Source organism: Actinoplanes sp. NPDC089786 (genome assembly GCF_040684855.1).
GTDB lineage: Bacteria > Actinomycetota > Actinomycetes > Mycobacteriales > Micromonosporaceae > Actinoplanes.
The window spans coordinates 187,798-203,473 of sequence record NZ_JBFBGU010000009.1 but is presented as its reverse complement, the minus strand read 5'-3'; the positions used below and the strand labels follow the sequence as shown (position 1 = coordinate 203,473).

General features: G+C 71.8%; 19 protein-coding genes. 11 read left to right on the top strand and 8 right to left on the bottom strand.

What is annotated here, in order from left to right:
• Positions 1 to 218: 218 nt before the first annotated feature.
• Positions 219 to 1,043, bottom strand: coding sequence for an alpha/beta hydrolase (locus AB0O15_RS25655; RefSeq protein WP_364323068.1), 825 nt, complete (start codon positions 1,041 to 1,043; stop codon positions 219 to 221).
• Between the two features lie 43 nt (positions 1,044 to 1,086).
• Here AB0O15_RS25655 and AB0O15_RS25650 point away from each other — a divergent pair, with 43 nt between their 5' ends.
• Positions 1,087 to 1,251, top strand: a complete 165-nt coding sequence (locus AB0O15_RS25650; protein WP_364323065.1) for a hypothetical protein — start codon at positions 1,087 to 1,089, stop codon at positions 1,249 to 1,251.
• Here the strand turns inward: AB0O15_RS25650 and AB0O15_RS25645 are convergent.
• A complete protein-coding gene (locus AB0O15_RS25645) occupies positions 1,248 to 2,117 on the bottom strand; it encodes an FAD-dependent oxidoreductase (protein WP_364323062.1) in 870 nt (289 codons plus the stop codon). The two genes, AB0O15_RS25650 and AB0O15_RS25645, sit on opposite strands and share 4 nt — an antisense overlap.
• A gap of 78 nt (positions 2,118 to 2,195) precedes the next feature.
• Here AB0O15_RS25645 and AB0O15_RS25640 point away from each other — a divergent pair, with 78 nt between their 5' ends.
• Entirely contained in the window at positions 2,196 to 2,486 is a 291-nt protein-coding gene (locus AB0O15_RS25640) for a YiaA/YiaB family inner membrane protein (protein ID WP_364323060.1), read from the top strand.
• On the opposite strand, the gene AB0O15_RS25635 is transcribed toward AB0O15_RS25640, so the two are convergent.
• Positions 2,464 to 2,901: a DUF1810 domain-containing protein gene (locus AB0O15_RS25635; RefSeq protein WP_364323058.1), complete on the bottom strand. Its 438-nt coding sequence runs from the start codon at positions 2,899 to 2,901 to the stop codon at positions 2,464 to 2,466. The genes AB0O15_RS25640 and AB0O15_RS25635 overlap by 23 nt on opposite strands.
• Entirely contained in the window at positions 2,889 to 5,000 is a 2,112-nt protein-coding gene (gene glgX, locus AB0O15_RS25630; RefSeq protein ID WP_364323056.1) for a glycogen debranching protein GlgX, read from the bottom strand. Before glgX ends, AB0O15_RS25635 begins: the two co-directional genes overlap by 13 nt.
• 27 nt (positions 5,001 to 5,027) lie before the next feature.
• On the opposite strand from glgX, the gene AB0O15_RS25625 reads away from it, so the two are divergent.
• From AB0O15_RS25625 to AB0O15_RS25600, 6 genes are all read left to right on the top strand, one after another.
• A complete protein-coding gene (locus AB0O15_RS25625) occupies positions 5,028 to 6,356 on the top strand; it encodes an MFS transporter (RefSeq protein ID WP_364323053.1) in 1,329 nt (442 codons plus the stop codon).
• Complete coding sequence (locus AB0O15_RS25620; RefSeq protein WP_364323051.1) at positions 6,353 to 6,865, top strand: AAA family ATPase; 513 nt, start codon at positions 6,353 to 6,355, stop codon at positions 6,863 to 6,865. Before AB0O15_RS25625 ends, AB0O15_RS25620 begins: the two co-directional genes overlap by 4 nt.
• 12 nt (positions 6,866 to 6,877) lie before the next feature.
• The gene (locus tag AB0O15_RS25615; RefSeq protein ID WP_364323049.1) at positions 6,878 to 7,516 is read left to right on the top strand and encodes a methyltransferase domain-containing protein; all 639 of its coding nucleotides are present in this window, start codon (positions 6,878 to 6,880) and stop codon (positions 7,514 to 7,516) included.
• A complete protein-coding gene (locus tag AB0O15_RS25610; protein WP_364323047.1) occupies positions 7,513 to 8,253 on the top strand; it encodes an NUDIX domain-containing protein in 741 nt (246 codons plus the stop codon). Before AB0O15_RS25615 ends, AB0O15_RS25610 begins: the two co-directional genes overlap by 4 nt.
• A complete protein-coding gene (locus AB0O15_RS25605; RefSeq protein WP_364323045.1) occupies positions 8,250 to 8,729 on the top strand; it encodes a GNAT family N-acetyltransferase in 480 nt (159 codons plus the stop codon). Before AB0O15_RS25610 ends, AB0O15_RS25605 begins: the two co-directional genes overlap by 4 nt.
• 177 nt (positions 8,730 to 8,906) lie before the next feature.
• A complete protein-coding gene (locus AB0O15_RS25600; protein WP_364323043.1) occupies positions 8,907 to 9,674 on the top strand; it encodes a maleylpyruvate isomerase family mycothiol-dependent enzyme in 768 nt (255 codons plus the stop codon).
• Positions 9,675 to 9,677: 3 nt separating this feature from the next.
• Here AB0O15_RS25600 and AB0O15_RS25595 read toward each other — a convergent pair whose 3' ends face one another.
• Positions 9,678 to 9,914 (bottom strand): hypothetical protein, encoded by a 237-nt coding sequence (locus AB0O15_RS25595; protein ID WP_364323042.1) that lies wholly within the window; start codon positions 9,912 to 9,914, stop codon positions 9,678 to 9,680.
• A gap of 93 nt (positions 9,915 to 10,007) precedes the next feature.
• On the opposite strand from AB0O15_RS25595, the gene AB0O15_RS25590 reads away from it, so the two are divergent.
• Together AB0O15_RS25590 and AB0O15_RS25585 are read left to right on the top strand one after the other, a co-directional pair.
• A complete protein-coding gene (locus tag AB0O15_RS25590; RefSeq protein ID WP_364323040.1) occupies positions 10,008 to 10,496 on the top strand; it encodes a VOC family protein in 489 nt (162 codons plus the stop codon).
• An 11-nt stretch (positions 10,497 to 10,507) separates the two neighbouring features.
• Positions 10,508 to 11,752: a hypothetical protein gene (locus tag AB0O15_RS25585; protein WP_364323038.1), complete on the top strand. Its 1,245-nt coding sequence runs from the start codon at positions 10,508 to 10,510 to the stop codon at positions 11,750 to 11,752.
• On the opposite strand, the gene AB0O15_RS25580 is transcribed toward AB0O15_RS25585, so the two are convergent.
• Both AB0O15_RS25580 and AB0O15_RS25575 read right to left on the bottom strand, forming a co-directional pair.
• On the bottom strand, positions 11,692 to 12,228 hold the full coding sequence (locus tag AB0O15_RS25580) for a hypothetical protein (protein WP_364323036.1): 537 nt from the start codon (positions 12,226 to 12,228) through the stop codon (positions 11,692 to 11,694). The genes AB0O15_RS25585 and AB0O15_RS25580 overlap by 61 nt on opposite strands.
• 11 nt (positions 12,229 to 12,239) lie before the next feature.
• Complete coding sequence (locus AB0O15_RS25575) at positions 12,240 to 13,106, bottom strand: LD-carboxypeptidase (RefSeq protein WP_364323033.1); 867 nt, start codon at positions 13,104 to 13,106, stop codon at positions 12,240 to 12,242.
• 83 nt (positions 13,107 to 13,189) lie between these two features.
• Between AB0O15_RS25575 and AB0O15_RS25570 the strand changes: the two genes are divergently transcribed.
• Entirely contained in the window at positions 13,190 to 13,912 is a 723-nt protein-coding gene (locus AB0O15_RS25570) for a trypsin-like serine protease (RefSeq protein WP_364323030.1), read from the top strand.
• Positions 13,913 to 13,923: 11 nt separating this feature from the next.
• On the opposite strand, the gene AB0O15_RS25565 is transcribed toward AB0O15_RS25570, so the two are convergent.
• Positions 13,924 to 15,627: a P-loop NTPase fold protein gene (locus AB0O15_RS25565; protein WP_364323027.1), complete on the bottom strand. Its 1,704-nt coding sequence runs from the start codon at positions 15,625 to 15,627 to the stop codon at positions 13,924 to 13,926.
• Positions 15,628 to 15,676: the final 49 nt, after the last annotated feature.

Genomic DNA, 15,676 nt, shown 5'->3' with positions numbered 1-15,676 from the left:
ACGCCGGAGGGTCAGCACGCAGGTGAGCGTCGTGAGGGTGAACTCGCCGGACGCGGTCTCCGGCCTGGCCGCCAGGAACGCGCGGATCCGGGCGTGTGCTCCAGCGCCCACCTCACGGGCGCCCGCGCGTAGTCGGGGCAATGTTCGGCGTAGGCCGTCGCCGCCGCGCCGAAGGATTAGGCGTGGCGGCGACGGTGAGCCGGGTTCACCGGCAGCGGTCAGGACTGGATGAAGGCCAGCAGGTCGGCGTTGATGGTGTCGGCCTCGGTGGTGGGCATGCCGTGCGGGAAGCCGGCGTACGTCTTGAGCGTGCCGTGCGGCAGCAGCGCGGCCGAGAGCGGGGCGGAGTCGGCGTACGGCACGATCTGGTCGTCGTCGCCGTGCATGACCAGGACCGGCACCGTGATGGCCTTGAGGTCGTCGGTGAAGTCGGTCTGTGAGAACGCCACGACGCCGTCGTAGTGGGCCTTGGCGCCGCCCATCATGCCCTGGCGCCACCAGTTCTGGATGATCGCCTCGGAGGGCTCGGCGCCGTCGCGGTTGTAGCCGTAGAACGGGCCGGCCGCCAGGTCGCGGTAGAAGCCCGTGCGGTTCGCGGCCAGCGCCGACTGGAGGTCGTCGAAGACCTTCTTGGGCAGGCCGCCGGGGTTGGCGGCGGACTGCACCATGATCGGCGGCACCGCGCTGATCAGGGCGCCCTTGGCGACGCGGCCCTCGCCGTGCCGGGCGATGTAGCGGGCCACCTCGCCGCCGCCGGTGGAGTGGCCGACGTGCACGGCGTCCCGCAGGTCGAGGTGGGTGGTGAGGGTGGCCAGGTCGGCGGCGTAGTGGTCCATGTCGTGGCCGTCGCTGACCTGGGACGAGCGCCCGTGGCCGCGCCGGTCGTGGGCGACCACCCGGAAACCGTGCCGGAGGAAGAACAGCAGCTGGGTGTCCCAGTCGTCGGCGGAGAGCGGCCACCCGTGGCTGAACACGATGGGCTGACCGGAACCCCAGTCCTTGTAGAAGATCTCGACGCCGTCCGATGTGGTGACAGTTGGCATGTGAGAAACGTAGACCCGGCCCGATCCCTGGCACAATGCGCGCATGGACGAGTCGGAGGAACACACTCTCGGACGCCGGGCCTTCTTCGGCCGGGCGCTGCTCGCGGTCGGTGGCGGGGTCGCGCTGCTGACGCTCACCGGTTGCCCCGGCGGCGACCAGGGCGATGACGATGACGACGGGGACGACGACGGGGATGACGACGATTAGCCGATAGCGAGGCGTACGACCTCGGTGGCGCAGCCCCACGACAGGGTCATTCCGGCGCCGCCGTGGCCGTACGCGTGGATGATCTGGCCCTCGCGGGCGACCCGGGGACCACCGCGCCGGCAGGGCCGCAGGCCGACGCGTGAACCGATCACGGGCAGGCCGGCCACGGCGGGGACCAGGGCGGCCGTCCGGGACAGGATGCCGTCGGTGACCGCCGGCGACGGGGTCAGGTCCCAGTTGCCGGGCTCGAAGGTGCCGCCGAGCACCACGTCCGACGATCGCGGGTGCACGTAGGCGCCGGGCGTACGCACGGATTCGGTGAGGCCGGGATTGCGTACCAGAACGATCTGACCCCGCGCGGGAAACACCGCGTCATCACCCGCGAGGGTTCGCGCGGCCAGGCCGGAGGCATTCACCACCAGCGGAGCCTCAGCGAGCGCCTCGTCGAGCGACGCGACCGACCGCTGGACCACCGGGACCTGGGCCGACAGCCACGGCAGGTAGCGGGCCATCTCGGCCATCGGCGCGACGAACGCGGCCGAGTCGGTGCCGGTCACGGTCAGGCCGGGCGGCGCCCACCACAGGTCGTCGACGGGCATGCCGACGTTGCGGGTCGGCCGCAGCAGCACGCCGGGCACCGACGCCGCGGCCTGGCGGGTGAACTCGTCGTACGCGTCCAGGGCCCACCGCCGCACCTGCGGGGTGTAGTCGGTGTACGACGGGTACCAGACCGCGGCCGAGATGAGCGAGACGGTGTGGTCGGGGCCGCCCGGCGACCAGACCTCGACGGCCAGGCCGGCCCTCTGCAGGCGTACGGCCGCCGTCAGCCCGATGATGCCCCCGCCGATGACGATCACGTCTGCCATGCCGTTATCGTCCCGCAAAGCTCAAGTGAGTACGCAACCTCAGGTCACCGACGTCACTACGGGCAAGACTCTGCCGGCATGGAGAACAAGCCCGCCAAGCCGACCGCCGCCTTCATGGGACAGGCCGTCGCGTCCTTCGGCATCGCGCTCACCGCCGTGTCGGTGGGCATCGCCTACCTGCCGGTCAACGCCTGGATCCGCGGTTTCCTGGCGATCGGCCTGCTCTACGTGGTCACGTCGTCGTTCACGCTCGCCAAGGTGGTCCGCGACCAGCAGGAGAGCTCGTCGGTGGTGAACCGGGTCGACCAGGCCCGGATCGACAAGCTGCTCACCGACCACGACCCGTTCAAGACGGGCGTGCCGCACTGAGCAGCTGGAGGGTGCGCTCGTCGGGGCCGTCGTAGAACCGCTCCAGCACCTGCTCGAACGGACGGGGGTCGGCAGCTGCCGCGGCGAACAACGTCATCGACGAGCGCAACTTCAGATCATCCGGATAGCCCAGGATGTCGGAGGCGGTCCGTTCCGGCGACGCTTCCAGGATCGCGGAGGCGGCGGCCAGAAGGCGAGGACCCAGGATCGGGTGCGCCAGGTACGCCTGAGCCTCGGCCGGCCCCGAGATGGCGTACCGGTCGGCGGTCGGGCTCGAACCCAAGCCGTCCAGCTGCGGGAAGATGTACCACATCCAGTGGCTGCGCTTGCGGCCCGCACGCAGCTCGGCCACCGCCTTCTCGAAGACGCCGCCGTCCTGCGCTCGTACGAAACGATCAAGGTCTAGTAGCGGCAACGCAGCACCACCATCGTGTGTCCGCCGACCGGCAGACCGCCGCCGGCCTTGGTGACCCGCCGCCGGTTGGCGAGCATCGGGTCGGCCGTGTTCACCACGATCTCCCACGTCGAGCCGTACGCGCGGGGTGGCAGGGCGAACGTCACGTCCTCGCCGAGCGGGTTGAACAGCAGCAGGAACGAGTCGTCGCTGATCGTCTCGCCCAGCGCGTCCCGCTCCGGAATGCCCTTGCCGTTGAGGAACACGGTCATCGTCATGCCGCCGCGGGTGTTCCAGTCGGCCTCGGTCATCGGCTCACCGTCGCGCCGCAGCCAGGCGATGTCGGTGACCTTGGTGCCGGGCACCGGCTCGCCCTGGAAGAACCGCCGCCGCCGGAACACCGGATGGTCCTTGCGCAGCTTCACGACGCTGGCGGTGAACCGGGTCAGCAGATCGTGGTGGCGGGCGTCGGCCCAGTCCATCCACGCGATCTGGTTGTCCTGGCAGTAGACGTTGTTGTTGCCGCCCTGGGTCCGCCCGAGCTCGTCGCCGTGTGAGACCATCGGCACGCCCTGGCTGAGCAGCAGCGTGGCCAGGAAGTTCCGTTTCTGCCGTTCCCGCAGCTTGTTGACCTCACTGTCGTCGCTGGGGCCCTCGGCGCCGCAGTTCCACGACCGGTTGTGACTCTCGCCGTCCCGGTTCTCCTCACCGTTGGCCTCGTTGTGCTTGTCGTTGTACGAGACCAGGTCGGTCAGGGTGAAGCCGTCGTGGGCGGTGACGAAGTTGATCGACGCGATCGGACGGCGGCCGTCGATCTCGTACAGGTCGGACGAACCGGCGAACCGCGACGCGAACTCCCCCAGGCTGGACGGCTCACCGCGCCAGAAGTCGCGGACCGAGTCACGGTACTTGCCGTTCCACTCGGTCCACAGCGGCGGGAAGCCGCCGACCTGGTAGCCGCCGTCGCCGACGTCCCACGGCTCGGCGATCAGCTTCACCTGCGACACCACCGGGTCCTGGTTGACCAGGTCGAAGAACGCGGCCAGCCGGTTCACCTCGTGGAACTCACGGGCCAGGGCCGACGCCAGGTCGAAACGGAACCCGTCGACGTGCATCTCGGTGACCCAGTACCGCAGCGAGTCCATGATCAGCCGCAGCGACTCGTGGTGCCGCACGTTCAGGCTGTTCCCGGTGCCGGTGGTGTCGTAGTAGTAGCGCTTGTCCTCGTCGACCAGCCGGTAGTAGGCCGGGTTGTCGACCCCGCGGAACGACAGCGTGGGACCCAGGTGGTTGCCCTCGGCGGTGTGGTTGTAGACCACGTCCAGGATCACCTCGATCCCGGCCGCGTGCAGCGCCTTGACCATCGTCTTGAACTCCTGCACCTGCCCGCCACGCCCACCGAACGAGGCATAGCCGTTGTGCGGCGCGAAGAACCCGATGGTGTTGTAACCCCAGTAGTTCGACAGGCCCTTCTCGATCAGGCCGCTGTCGTGCACGAACTGGTGCACCGGCATCAGCTCGACCGCGGTCACACCCAGCTTCTTGAAGTGCTCGATCATCACCGGGTGGGCCAGGCCCGAATAGGTGCCCCGGACGTCCTCGGGGATACCCGGGTGGTCGATCGTCATGCCCTTGACGTGGGCCTCGTAGATCACCGTCTGGTGCATCGGGACGCGCAACGGGCGGTCGTTGGCCCAGTCGAAGAACGGGCTGACCACGACCGAGCGCATCGAGTACGGCGCCGAGTCGCCCTCGTGGAAGGTGTCGGGCTCGCCGAACCGGTACGAGAACAGCGCCTGGTTCCACTCGATGTGCCCGTCGATCGCCTTGGCGTACGGGTCGAGCAGCAGCTTGCCCGGGTCACAGCGCAGGCCGGCGGCCGGGTCGTAGCGGCCGTGCACGCGGTAGCCGTACCGCTGGCCGGGCTCGATCCGCGGCAGATAGCCGTGCCACACCAGGGCCTCGCGCTCGGGCAGGTCGACGCGGGTCTCCTTGCCGTCCTCGTCGAACAGGCACAGCTCGACCCGCTCGGCGACCTCGGAGAACAGGGCGAAGTTGGTGCCGCCGCCGTCGTAGGCGGCCCCCAGCGGGTATGGATTGCCCGGCCAAATCTTCGTCATCCCCACACCTTGGCACTATGTCAGGTGATGCCTGAACCCGCCCGGCGACGTCGCCTGCTCATCCTCGCCATCTGCTGCATGAGCCTGTTCATCGTCGGCCTCGACGTCACGATCGTGAACATCGCCCTGCCGAGCCTGCGCACCGACCTCGACGCCGACGTCTCGGGGTTGCAGTGGGTGATCGACGCCTACACGCTGGTGGTCGCGAGCCTGCTCATCCTGGGCGGATCCCTGGCCGACCGGTTCGGCCGGCGCCGCGTCTTCCAGACCGGCCTGGCCCTGTTCACCGCCGGGTCGCTGCTGTGCGGCGTGGCGCCGACGCTGGGCTGGCTGATCGCCTTCCGCATGCTCCAGGCGGTCGGCGGGTCGATGCTCAACCCGGTCGCTATGTCGATCATCACAAACACGTTCACCGACCGGCGGGAGCGCGCCCGGGCCATCGGCGTGTGGGGCGGCGTGGTCGGGCTGAGCATGGCGGCCGGTCCGGTGGTCGGTGGCCTGCTGGTGGCGTCGTTCGGCTGGCGGTCGATCTTCTGGATCAACGTGCCGATCGGGGTGGCCGCGATCGTACTGGTCGCCGTGTTCGTCCCGTCCTCGCCGTCACGAGCACGGCGCTTCGACCCGGTCGGTCAGGTGCTTGTCCTCACGGTGCTGGCGTCGCTCACGTACGGCCTGATCGAACGCTTCTGGCCGGGTTTCGTCGTGGCCGCGCTCGCCCTCGTTCTCCTCGTGCGGCATTCCGTGACCCGCGAAGATCCACTTCTCGATGTACGGCTCTTCCGCCGCCCGCCCCTGGCCGGCGCCACCGTCATCGCGGTGTGCGCCTTCGCCGCGCTCGGCGGTTTCCTCTTCCTGACCACGATCTACCTGCAGGACGTACGCGGCTACAGCGCTCTGCACGCCGGCCTGTACATCCTGCCGATGGCCGCGATGACCTTCGTCTGCGCGCCGCTGTCCGGCCGCCTGGTCGGTGCCCGCGGCGCCCGCCCGCCCCTGGTGATCGCCGGCGTCTTCATCGGCCTGTCGGCGCTGCTGCTCACCCGGCTCACCGCGACCAGTCCCGCCGCGCTCCTGATCGTCGCGTTCGTGCTGTTCGGCATCGGTTTCGGCTTCGTCAACTCGCCGATCACCAACACCGCGGTCTCCGGCCTGCCGATCCACCAGGCCGGGGTGGCCGCCGCGATCGCCTCGACCAGCCGCAACACCGGGAACGCTCTGGGCGTGGCCGTGCTCGGCTCGCTCGTGGCCGGCGCCGCCGTGTGGTGGATCGTCGCCGCGCTGGGGGCGGCGATCGTCGTGCTCGGGGTGGCCAGCACGCGAGCCGTCCAAGATCAGCACGTATCCTCGACCGCATGAGCCCGCCCGCCCTGATCGTGGTGAGCGGGCAACCCGGCAGCGGCAAGACCACCCTGGCCCACGAGATCGCGCGCGCGGTGGGCTGTCCCGCGATCTGCCGCGACGAGATCCGCGAGGGCATGACCCTCGCGGGTACGCCGGACCGCACGATGCGCCGCACCTACGACGCGTTCTTCGACACCCTCGGCGTGCTGCTGCGGGCGGGCTGCACGGTCGTCGCCGAGGCCGCCTTCCAGGACCGGCTGTGGCGCCCGATCCTGTCCCCGCTGGCCGGCCTGGCCGCGATCCGGATCGTCCGCTGCCACGTCGACCCGGTCGTCGCCCTGGCCCGCGTCGAGCAGCGGTTGGCGATACCGACCCGGGCCGCCCACGACGACCGGGTTCACCTGTCCCGCCCGCCGGACGCGTCGTGGACCCCGATCAGCCTGGACGTGCCGACCCTGGACGTGGACACCACCGACGGCTACCACCCCGGCCTCGACCTGATCGCCGGGTTCGCCCGCGCGTGAGACCCTTCAGCCGTGGCCAGTCGATCACGTCCCCTGTTCGCCCGCTTCTACCAGCGAGCCAGCGTCGTGATGGACGAGCACGGTGTCGCCGCCCACCGGCGCGCCGCGGTGGCCGGCCTGCGCGGGCGCGTGATCGAGGTGGGCGCCGGTAACGGCCGGATGTTCGCCTGCTACCCACCGGCGGTGACCGAGGTGGTCGCGGTCGAACCCGAGCCCCACCTGCGCGCGGCGGCCCTCGACGCCGCCTCGGCCGCGCCGGTCCCGGTGACCGTGGTCGACGGGCTCGCTGAATCCCTACCCGGCCCGGACGCCGCGTTCGACGCCGGCGTGACCGCCCTGGTGCTGTGCTCGGTGCCGTCCCAGGCCTCGGCGCTGGCCTCGCTGCACCGGGTGATCCGCCCCGGCGGGGAGCTGCGCTTCTTCGAACACGTCGCGGCCACCGAGCCCGGGGCGCTGCGGCGGGTGCAACGGATCATGGACAAAACCCTGTGGCCGCCGCTGATGGGCGGCTGCCACACTGGCCGCGACACCGCCGCCGCGATCACCGCGGCCGGGTTCCGGATCACGTCGATCGACCGCTTCGTGTTCCCGGCCACCGGCCCGCGTGGCCCGGCCGGCCCGCACATCCTCGGGAGCGCGACCCGCCCATGAAGCCCGACGTCTCCTGCGTCTTCGTCTGCCACGACGACGCCGGCCGCATCCTGCTGGCCCGCCGCTCGGCCGGCGCCCGCGACGAACCCGGCGCCTGGGACTGCGGCGCCGGCGCGATCGAGTTCGGCGAGACCTTCGAGCAGGCGGTCACCCGCGAGGTCACCGAGGAGTACGGCACCCCGCCGCTGTCGATCACCCAGCGCGGCGTACGCAACATCCTCCGCACCGACCCGCCGTCGCACTGGGTCGCGGTCGTCTTCTCGGTCCGCCTGGACGCCCGCCACGCCCGCATCGGCGAGCCGCACAAGTTCGACGAGCTGGGCTGGTTCACCGCCGACCGGCTCCCCTTCCCGCTGCACTCCCAGTTCCCCGAGACGCTGGCGCTGCTGGCCGAGAGCCGCGACCTGTCGTACGAGGGCGTGATCCGCTCCCTGGTCCGCGAGGTCCCCGAACTCCGCGAGGCGCTGGCCGCCCACATCGCCTCCCACGGCGAGGTCCTCCAGCACGTCTTCCTCGACCTCGACGTCACCCCGTTCGTCCTGGCCGCGTGGCGGGCCGGCGACACCGAGCTCGTGCGGCGCTGCCTCTACCTCCTGGAGGACGCGATGACCTCCACCGACCCGAGGACCCGCGGCCTGGCCGCCGCCTTCGTCGAGGGGGTCCAGCCCTGGGATCCCGCGGTCAAGCCGTTCGTCGCCCTCTGGCCCGCCGCTCTCTCGCGCCAGGCCGCGTCGTGACCGGCCTCGCGGTGACGGTGCGCCCGGCCTCCGACGCCGACGCGGCCGCCCTGGCCGGGCTGCGCTGGCGGCGGGCCACCCAGGACCACGACCACCAGGGCGACAACCTGGACGAGTTCGTCGCCACGCTGGCCGACTGGATGCGTACTCACCCCGGCCACCGGGCGTTCGTGGCCGAGGCCGGCGGCGAGGTCGTCGGGATGGCCTGGCTGGCCGTCCTCGACCGGGTGCCGACCGCGAACAAGTACTCGCGGCGCAGCGGTGACGTGCAGTCGGTGTTCGTCGTCCCCGAGCTGCGCGACCACGGGATCGGCGCCCAGCTGATGTCGGCCGTGCTCGACGAGGCCCGCCGGCTGGAACTGGAGCACGTGACGGTGCACTCCAGCGCCCGGGCCGTGCCGTTCTACCAGCGCAGCGGCTGGACGCACGACCGCGAGACGCTCAACTGGTCGTCAGCGCGTCCCCCGGGCGGGTGAGGCATCCGCCGGCCGACCCCACCGCGTGCAGGCCGGTGAGGTCGCCGGCTCGTCCTGGTGCCGACCGAACGAGGACCGCGGAACTGAGCCGGTTGACCGCCCGCGCCGCCGACGCCCTCGGCCCGGAGACCACCGAGATGCCGCGAAATTGGTTGACCTTGGTGGTAGACAGCCACAGTGGAACAAACCCTGGAATTCCCTGACCTGCTGCGCGCGATCGACGACCGGTCGGCCGCCTTCCGCGCGGCGGTCGCCTCCGCGCCCAGCCTCGACGTGACGGTGCCGACCTGCCCCGAGTGGACGCTGTTCGACCTGGTGAAGCATCTGGGCGAGGGGCGCCGCGCCTGGGCCGCCACGGTCGTCGCCGGGCCGCAAGCCACGGCGAAGGTCATACCGCAGGGTGAACCGGCCGCCCCTCGGGAGAGCGAGGCCCTGGCGGAGTGGTCGGCCGAATCCACGCGGCAACTGCTCGACGCCCTGCGGGAGGCCGGTCCCGATCGGGCCTGCTGGGCCTGGTGGGGCCGGTCGCAGTCGCCGCTGACCTGCGCCGCCGTCGCCCGGCGCCAGCTCGCCGAGATCGCCGTGCACACGTACGACGCCCAGCTCACCGTGGGCGCGCCGGAGCCGCTGCCGGACGCGATCGCCGTCGACGCGGCCGAGGAGTTCCTGACCACCTTCTGCACGACCACGGTCGCCTGGCCGCACGAGCCCGCGGTCGTCGACTACCACGTCGGCGAGGGCCGCTCCTGGCGCAACCAGCTCTCCGGCGACGGCGCCCGGGTGTTCCGCCTCGCCGGGCCCGGCCAGGCGGCCGACGCCACGGCCGAGGGCTCGGCCCATGAGCTGGTCCTCGCCCTCTACGGCCGGCTCCCGCTGGACTCCTTGAAGCTGGACGGCAACCGGCTCCTCTTCGACCAGCTGGTGGAATGGGATCCGGAGCGGTAGGGCTCAGTCGCCGGCCTGCGCGCCGTGCCGGAAGAAGTCGACGACCTGGCCGGCCGGGAGCCGGACGCCGAGACCGGAGATCGCGAGGAAGGCCTCGGCCAGGACCTCCGGCGGCAGGTCGGCCTCCTCGACACCGACCGTCCGGGCGATCCGCGCCGTGGTCAGGGCCGGGTCGCTGAGCAGCGGGATGACCGCTCGCACGACGGTCTCGCGGAGGTGCTCCGAGCCCGTTCCGTCCATCAGACCTCCCCGGGGCCGCGCCACCCCGCGCTGTAGGAGACCGATGCTGCCTTTCAGGTCAAGATCTGACCGGAAGGCTGGCAGGCTCCGACCATGACCAGCGAGATCCTGCACTCCGCGCCCGGCGGCGGCGCCGCGTTGAACCCGTTCGTGATCGTGGACGACGCGGCCGGTTTCGTCGCCTTCGTGTCCGAGGTCTTCGGCGTCGAGGAGGACACCGCCGCCCGGACCCCGATGCCCGACGGCCGGCTGATCCACGCCCAGCTCCGCCTCGGCGACGTCTACCTGATGGCCGCCGACCGGCTCGACGGCTGGCCCCGGCGACCCGGCCTGCTCCAGGTCTGGGTGCGCAGCGCGGCGACGATCCTGGACCGGGCCGGCTCCCGCGGTGCGGCCACGGTGACCGAGCCGACCCCGTTCTACGGCGAGACCACCCTGGCCCGGATGCTCGACCCCTGGCAGAACCTCTGGTGGCTGTACGAGCCGGCGCCGGGCCGGGCCGATCCGGAACCGGCCTGGGAGGGTGGCTCACCGGCCGTCTTCACCACACTGGACACGGCACTGAGGTCGCTGACCGGGTAGCGTGCCGGCGCATGCCCGGGGAATCCGCCGCGTCGATGGTCGCGGCCCTGCTCGACCGTTCGGTGGCCCGGATCGGCGAGTTCGCCGCCGACGGCCGCTTCTTCGACCGCGAGCAGGTGGTCGAGACCTCGGACGTCTGGGACAACAACACCTTCCCGTTCTTCGACGTCGCGTGGTCGCCGCCGTGGCGGCGGGAACAGCGGGCCAGGGACGCCCTGCGCTGGATGGCCGACCTGGGGCCGGGGCGCCGGGCGTGGATGAGCGACATCGTCGGCGAACGGATCCTCGGCCCGGCCCCGGACCGGCCCAAGCACCATCGCGACCACCTCGGCCACGTCCGACCGGCGACGGAGCCGCTGGCCGGCCCCGGCGACTACGCCCTCGACCAGGCCACCCTGCGGAGCTTCCTGATCGAGCGGGCCGGGACACGGCTCGTCGGCCATGTCACGCTGGCCACGCCGCGGCGCTTCGACGTTCCGGACGGCCGACCGGACGCGACCGTCACGCTGCGCCTCGCCGACATTCACGAGGCCCGGCTGGACAGCGCCGACGCCGGCGGCGCCGCCCTCGACGGGGCAACGATCCGGGTCGGAACCCGCGGCCTGCTGACCGGGTCGGGCGGCACGATCTCGGTCGACGACCCGTGCTGGCATCTGTCACCGGCCGGCCGGGCCGCGGATACGATCACCCCCGTGGAACGGCCGTCGCGCGTCCCCGAGCCGGAACGGCGGGCCCGCCTCTCCGCCGGCGCCGTTGACGCGGCGCTGGTCCTGAAGTTCGCGATGATGCTGGTCCGCTCGGTGCGCTACGCCAAGCAGGTCGGCCGGGTCCCGCTCGGGGAGATCAGCGCCGCGCTGGCCGGGGCCGGCGACGCGGTGCTGTCGGCCGCGACGCGACCGTGGGGACGCCGCGACCGGGCGCTGCGCCGCCTCGCCGAGGGGTGGCTGGAGGCCAGCCCCTACCTCATCCACGAGCTGCGGCGCCTGATGCCGGACAACGCCTGGCTGAACGCGATGCCCGACCGCGGCCGCCCGGCACCGCCCGGCCGGCCGGACCGCGGTCAGCTCACGCTGGCGACCTTCCGCGACGGCGGGGCGCTGGTCACCCTGGCCGCGGCCGGCACGTGGGAACTCAGCACGACCGAGCTGCCCGGCGCGGCGCGCATGACGCTCGACGCGGCCGCGTTCGCCGCGCCTCAGGTGGTGACCGGCGAGCCGTTCGCGCTGGGCGACGTCGTCACCGTCAGCGTGGCCTGATCGAGGACCGCCTCGACGCCGAGCGGGACGGCCGGGCAGCCCGGTCCCAGCGGGAGGCCGGCCACCACCGGGACGGGCAGGCCGCCGAGCTGGTCCTTCAGCACGTCGGTCAGCGTCCAGCCGCGGTCGGCGTAGCCGTCGAAGCCCGTGAACCGGCCCACGGCCACCCCGGCCACGCTCGCCAGGACACCGGCCCGGCGCAGGTGGGTCAGCTGGCGGTCGACCTGGCCCAGGCCGAGGGTACGTTCGCCGGTGAGCAGCAGGATGGCGCCGGTCAGGTCGGGCAGCCCGGCGCCGATCATCGCCCGGATCGCGGCCAGGTCGCCGCCGAGCAGCAGGCCGGTGGCGCGCCCGGGCACCCACGCCTCGCCGGTGACCCGGAGCGGCAGCACGCCGGGCGAGTCGCCGTGATGGCCGCCCACGCGGTGCCGGCGCCACGACTCGAGATGCCGGAACGTCGCTTCGCCCGTACCCATGAACTGTTCCATCAGTGGACCGCCGGGCCGGTGGTCAGGGTGCCGGCTTCGGTGTCGATGACGCCGGGTACGCCGAGCGCGAAGCACATCTGGTCGGCCCGGTGGCCGAACGGCAGCCCGCTCAGGATCGGCACGCCCAGCCCGCCCAGCCGGTCGCGGACGATGCCCAGCGCCACCTCCGCGTCCAGGCCGGCCTCGCAGCCGCTGAGGTCGCCGAGCGCGACGCCGCGGATCCCGGCCAGGAGCCCGCTGCGCCCGAGCGTCCAGAGGAACCGGTCGAAGTGCACGCCCTGCGCGCCCTCCAGGCAGAGGATGGCGCCGTCCAGGCCGGGCAGCCCGGCGCCGACGAAGTTGCTGACCGCGCCGGAGAAGCCGCCGGCGAGTACGCCCTCAGCGCGCCCGTCCACCAGGGCGGAACCGTGCAGGGTGATCGGTTCGGGCTCGAAGAGCAGCCGGCGGGCGGTGGCGTCGGTGCGGCCGCCGGCGCCGACGCAGCCGTGGATGGTCGCCAGGCCGGTCTGCGCCCAGAGCCACACGTGCAGGTTGGCGATGTCGCTGAAGCCGATCACCGGCTTCGGGTCGGCGCGGACGGCCTCGGCGTCGATGCCGTCGACGATGCGGTAGGCGCCCGCCCCGCCGGTCACCGCGACGACCGCGCGGACGCCCGGGTCGCGGAACGCCTCGTTCAGGTCGGCCAGGCGGTCCTCGTCGCGCCCGGCCATGTACCCGTGGCGGTCGCGGGCGTGCGTACCCACCTCGGGTTTCAGCCCCCACCCGGCCAGAACCGCGCCGACCTGCTCGACCCACGCGTCGTCGGCGAAGCTGGCCGGTGACACCAGCCGCACCCGGTCACCCTCATGGAGCCGTCTCCCCCGCACGGGCATGACCCTACCCATCGCATGGCGTTAGGCATCGTTCAGGATGTATCGATGAACGTCTCTGTAACGCTACTCTCCGTGGCATGCGTATCCTCCTGCGTACCCTCCTCCTCGCCGCCACCGTGGCCGCCGGGCTCGGCGTGCCCGCCGCCGCGAACGCCGACCCCACGCCGCTTGTCGTCGGCGGCCGACCGGCCAGCGAGAACTACTCGTTCCTGGTCTACAGCTCGGGCTGCACCGCCTCGCTGATCAAGGCGAACTGGGTGGTCACGGCCAAGCACTGCCCGACGCCCGGCTCGGTGCGGGTCGGCAGCGTCGACCGGTCCAGCGGCGGCACCGTCGTCGCGGTCCGCCGGGCGGTCAGCAACCCCACCATCGACGTCAAGCTGTTCGAGCTGTCGTCCTCCGTGTCGTACGCGCCGGCGCCGATCCCGACCACCTCGGGCGCGACCGGAACCGCCACCCGGATCATCGGCTGGGGCCAGACCTGCCCGCAGAGCGGCTGCGGCTCGGCGCCACGGATCGCCAACGAGCTGGACACCTCGATCGTCGCCGACAGCCGCTGCTCCGGCATCAACGCCGGCTACGAGATCTGCACCAACAACACCAACGGCAACGCCGGCGCCTGCTACGGCGACTCCGGCGGCCCCCAGGTCCGCCAGATCAGCGGCCGCTGGAACCTGATCGGCGCCACCAGCCGGGCCGGCAACAACAACCCGACCTGCGCCACCGCCCCCTCCATCTACGGCGACCTGCCGTCCATCCGCTCCTGGATCAACACCCAGGTCGGCGGCCTCCCCTCCTGACCCCCGTCCCCTCACCGGCCGCGGCCCACCCGCCGGACCGCGGCCGCGAGGGCGTCCATGTCCTCGTCGAACCGTTCCCGCGAGACCTTGACGAAGGTCAGTTCACGCCACGCCGCCGGAAGGTGCGCGGGGTCGGCGTCCGGCAGCAGCACGGGGATCACCCGTGCCGGGCCGGTCATCAGGAGTTCGACCTGCCGGCGTTGCTGGTCGCTGTATCCGGCGATGCCGCTGGTGCAGACCACGAAAGTCGCCGGGTCGTCGGTCGCCTTCCCGAAGACCTCGGACCAGTCCCCGCCCATGGCGACGTCCTCCGCGAAGTCGACTCTCAACCCGGCTTCGGACAGGGCACTGACGATGTCGAAGGCTTCCCGCCGCTTGTCGGCGGGATACAGGACCAGAGCGTCGTGCCGCACCCGGACCTCCGAGGTGTCCAGCGTCGAGATGCGCTGCTGATCGAGCAGGAACCGCACGCTGGCGTTGCGCAGCGCCGGGCCGGTCAGCCAGTCGACGCCCTGCCGTCCGGTCAGCAGGCGGCGCAGGTCGGCGTCGAGCCGCAGTTTCGTCGCGACCAGCGCCGCGGGGCCCGCGCCCTCGCCGGCACGATCGGCGTAGGTGTCCGGATTCCAGGTCGCCACCTCGGCCGGCAACTCGTCCGACCCGGTCAGCGCCTCGAACACGTCCGGCCACCGATGCTCCAGGCAGCGGGAGACCGCGAAGAAGCGGACCGGGATGCCCTCCGCGACGCCCGACAGTTCCTGGCTGATGGCGAGGTCGATGAGCAGGTTGTTGACGAACCGGATCAGCGCTCGCGGATTACCGCCCAGCGCCGCGGCCGCGACCGGGAGCACCGGTTCCAGCTCGGTGGCGATCTCGGGTGGCTGGTCCCGCAGCAGGATCCGGCAGAAGTCGTTCATGCGTCCCAGCGACGGCGGGATGTGGAACGGCAGCTGGACGATCTTGTCGAGGTAGAGCTCGCCCTTGAAGCCGGCGATGCCGAACTCGGTGGCGTAGCGGTGTTGCAGGTAGCCCTCGATCACCTTGCGGGCCACGCCGAGGATGAAGATGAAGCCCTGCTGCGCCAGCACCAGCTTGATGCTCTCCAGCAGCCGGATGGCCTGGTCCGGGAAGCAGCGGTCGAGATCGTCGATGAGCACGACGACCCGGAGGTCGCCGCGCAACCGCACCTCGTCCAGGCTGTTGAACGCTCCGAAGTAAAGGCTGCGGTCGAGCAGCGGGTCGGGGGTCAGCCGTTCGTCCCGCTCGATCATGTCCTTGGCGACGAACCCGGCCTCGACCTCGGCGAAACCGGGCACCTTCACCTTGGCCTTGGCCGAGAAGCCGTAGGCGATGGCCCGCAACGACCGGACCAGGTTCTTCCCGGTCTGGCCGAAGCGGGTCGCGAATCCCTGGTGGGTCTCCAGCGACCGCACGATCGTGCCGACCAGCGGGACGATCGGGTGTTCCTCCTGCTCGTACCGCCACGCGTTGAACCAGACCGTGACGATCTCGGGCTTGTCGTCGAGTTCCCGCTCGATCAGGCGCATCAGGCTGGTCTTGCCGGTCCCCCACTCGCCGAAGACGCCGATGGTGAACGGCCCCCGCGTCTCGGACGCGGCGCCGGCCAGAACCCGGGCGTAGGTGCCGAACCCGAGGCCGTCGGCGCCGCGCGCCTCGACCTCGCCGATGGCTTGATCAGTGAGCAGACCGACCTTCATGGACAGACCGTAGACGGGCAGCGACCGTCCGTCACCACGGCGGCGTTGT